This window comes from uncultured Ralstonia sp., assembly GCA_913056305.1.
GTDB lineage: Bacteria > Pseudomonadota > Gammaproteobacteria > Burkholderiales > Burkholderiaceae > Ralstonia.
Map to the genome: position 1 here is coordinate 1 of CAJXMR010000346.1, position 3,236 is coordinate 3,236.

A 3,236-nucleotide genomic window follows, 5' to 3' on the forward strand; every position below is an offset into this window, starting at 1 on the left:
TTTGGCAAGACAAAGAAAGTGAGTCAGCCCCGGCAGGGGATGAAACAAGGGATGGACCAACAACAAAAAAACAAGGCCATCAGCTCACACAGCCAATGGCCCGATGCCCGTTAGTTGGCAGCAACCCCAGAAGGTTGGGAAGCCGAGCCAGAGACAGCCGTCTCATGCTGGAGATGCGCCCCACTGAACTGCATCTCCTCATACCGCACAAACCGCGTCTTAAACCGCCACCGGTAAGCCAGCCAAATCGCCACAAACACAATCACCCCGCAATACGTCGCGACGAACGCCCCGAAATTCTCGATCGGCGCAAACAACGCCTTGGTGTTCTGCCCAAGAATGATCACCACACACAGGATCGCCACCATGATCGGCCCGAACGGGAAGAACGGTGACCGGTAGGCCAGGTCCTTGACCGAGTGCCCCTGGCTCACAAAGCCCTTGCGGAACCGATAATGCGCCAGCGCAATCCCGAACCACGCAATGAAACACGTCACCGCGGAAGTGTTCAGCAGCCACAGATACACCACCTGATCGCCAAACAGCGAGCTGAAGAAACACAGCGCCCCCACCGCAGAGGTGGCCAGCAGCGCCCGGTGCGGCACGCCGTTGCCCGACACCTTGGCAAACCAGCGCGGCGCCTGGCCTTCGAGTGATAGGTCATACAGAATCCGCGTCGACACATACAGGCTCGACGTGCCCGACGACAGCAGTGCGGTCAGCACCACCGCATTCATCATCCCCGCCGCAAACGCCAGCCCGGCATGCTGGAACACCAGCGCAAACGGGCTCACGCCGATATCGGTGGCTTCATTGCGCAGCAGGTTCGGATCGGTGTACGGCAGCAGCACCCCGATGATCAGGATCGCCAGCACATAGAACAGCAGGATGCGCCAGAACGTCTGGCGGATGGCGCGCGGGATCGTGCGCGAGGGGTTCTCCGCCTCGCCGGCGGCCACGCCGATGGTCTCGACGCCCTGGAACGAGAACCCGGCGATCATCGCCACGCCCACCATGGCCGGCAGCCCGCCCACGAACGGCGCGTCGCCCACCGTGAAGTTCTGCCAGCCCGACTGCGGCCCGCCATGCATGATGCCGAAGATCATCGCCAGGCCGATCCCCAGGAACACCACGATGGTCACCACCTTGATCATCGAGAACCAGTATTCCGCCTCGCCAAAGCCGCGCACGGAGAAGGCGTTCAGGCCCCACATCAGCAGCAGGAACGCGGCGCTCCACACCATGCCCGAGACACCTGGGAACCAGTACTTCATCACCAGTTGCGCCGCCGCCAGCTCCACGGCCACTGACACCGCCAAGGCAAACCAGTAGTTCCACCCGAGCGCAAAGCCGAAGCCTTCCTCCACATACAACCGGCTATACGTGACGAACGAGCCCGACACCGGCAGGTGTACCGCCAGCTCGCCCAGGCTCGTCATCAGGCAATAGACCATCACGCCGATCAGCGTGTAGGTGAGCAGCGCGCCGCCGGGGCCGGCCTGCGCGATCGATGCGCCGGAGGCGACGAACAGCCCGGTGCCGATCGCGCCGCCCAGGGCGATCATCATCAGGTGGCGCGAGCGCAGGCGCCGGCGCAGTTCAGACTGGCCTTCGAGGCCGGTTGGGGTGATGGGTGTGTGCATAGCGGGCGATGCCGTCAGCGGGCATCTCAAAACAAAACGCCTGCCGGGCGCTTCGAGGCGGCGGCAGGCACGTGGATGGAAATCAGGACTGCGGTGTCGCTGCGACAGTCGGCAGTTCGGGGCCGGGGTCCTCGCCGGCCAACGGATCTTGCGTGACGGGCGGGCGCGGGAAGTGCATGTCCTGGTAGCGAACGATGCCGCCACCGCGGACCAGCCGGTAGCCGATCCAGATGGCGAAGAAAACCGGGATGCCGATGTAGGTGGCGATCACCGCGGGCCAGTCGATCGTGCCAGTGGTGAAGGCTTGGTAGTTCTGGCCCAGCGTGATGACCAGGCACAGCCCGAACGCAAACAGCGGCCCATACGGGAAGAACTTCGAGCGATACGGCAGTTGCGCTGGGTCATGCCCCTGCGCCACCAGCCCCTTCCGGAAGCGGTAGTGGCTGATGGCAATGCCCAGCCACGCCACGAAGCCCGTCATGCCGGAGGTATTGAGCAGCCACAGGTAGACCGTCTTGTCGCCATAGAGGGAGCTGAGGAAACACAGCGCGCCGACGGCGGTGGTGGCCAGCAGTGCGTTGCGCGGCACGCCGTTCCTGGTCAGTTGCGCAAAGATGCGCGGAGCGCGGCCCTCGGTGGCCAGGTTGTAGAGCATGCGCGTGGACGCATACATGCCCGAGTTGCCCGCCGACAGCACGGCGGTCAGGATCACCGCGTTCATCAGCCCGGCGGCAAACGCCAGGCCTGCATGCTTGAACACCAGCGTGAACGGGCTCACGCCGATGTTGGCGACGTCCGTGGAAAGCAGGTTCGGATCGGTGTAAGGCACCAGTACGCCGATGATGAAGATCGCCAGCACGTAGAACAGCAGGATGCGCCAGAACACCTGCTTGACCGCCCGCGGAATCGTGCGTGCCGGGTCGGCCGACTCGCCCGCCGCCACGCCGATCAGCTCGGTACCCTGGAACGAGAACCCGGCGATCATCGCCACGCCGATCATCGCCGGCAGCCCGCCCACGAACGGCGCGTCGCCCAGCGTCAGGTTCTGCAGGCCCGATTGCGGGCCGCCCTTCATGATCCCGAAGATCATCGCCAGGCCGATGCCGATGAAGAAGATGACGGTGACGACCTTGATCAGCGCGAACCAGTATTCGGCCTCACCAAAGCCGCGCACCGAGATGGCGTTGAGCAGGAACATGATGGCGAGGAAGACGGCACTCCACAGCACGCCCGGCACGTCGGGAAACCAGTAGTGCATGACGAGCTGCGCGGCGGCCAGCTCCACGGCAATCGTCACCGCCCAGTTGTACCAGTAGTTCCAGCCCAGCGCGAAGCCGAAGCCTTCATCGACGTACAGCGCGCCATAGGTGGCGAACGAGCCGGAGACGGGCATGTAGGCGGCAAGCTCGCCCAGGCTGGTCATCAGGAAATAGACCATCGCCCCGATCAGGATATAGGCGGTGAGGGCGCCCCCGGGGCCTGCCTGCGAGACCGAGGCGCCCGAGGCGACGAACAGCCCGGTACCGATCGATCCGCCAATGGCGATCATGGTGAGATGGCGCGCGCGCAAGGTGCGGCGCAAGCCCGGCGTCT

General features: G+C 64.4%; 2 protein-coding genes. Both read right to left on the reverse strand.

Going from position 1 to position 3,236, the window contains the following annotated elements:
• Window positions 1-110: 110 nt before the first annotated feature.
• Window positions 111-1,643: an amino acid permease gene (locus QZ609_RS25760; RefSeq protein ID WP_295501122.1), complete on the reverse strand. Its 1,533-nt coding sequence runs from the start codon at window positions 1,641-1,643 to the stop codon at window positions 111-113.
• An 82-nt stretch (window positions 1,644-1,725) separates the two neighbouring features.
• Window positions 1,726-3,236: amino acid permease (locus QZ609_RS25765; protein WP_295501125.1), on the reverse strand; the 1,511-nt coding region annotated here is incomplete at its 5' end.

Excerpts from the sequence above, each read along its gene's own strand:
- QZ609_RS25760 (WP_295501122.1), bottom strand. The coding sequence starts at position 1,643 with ATGCACACACCCATCACCCCAACCGGCCTCGAAGGCCAGTCTGAACTG.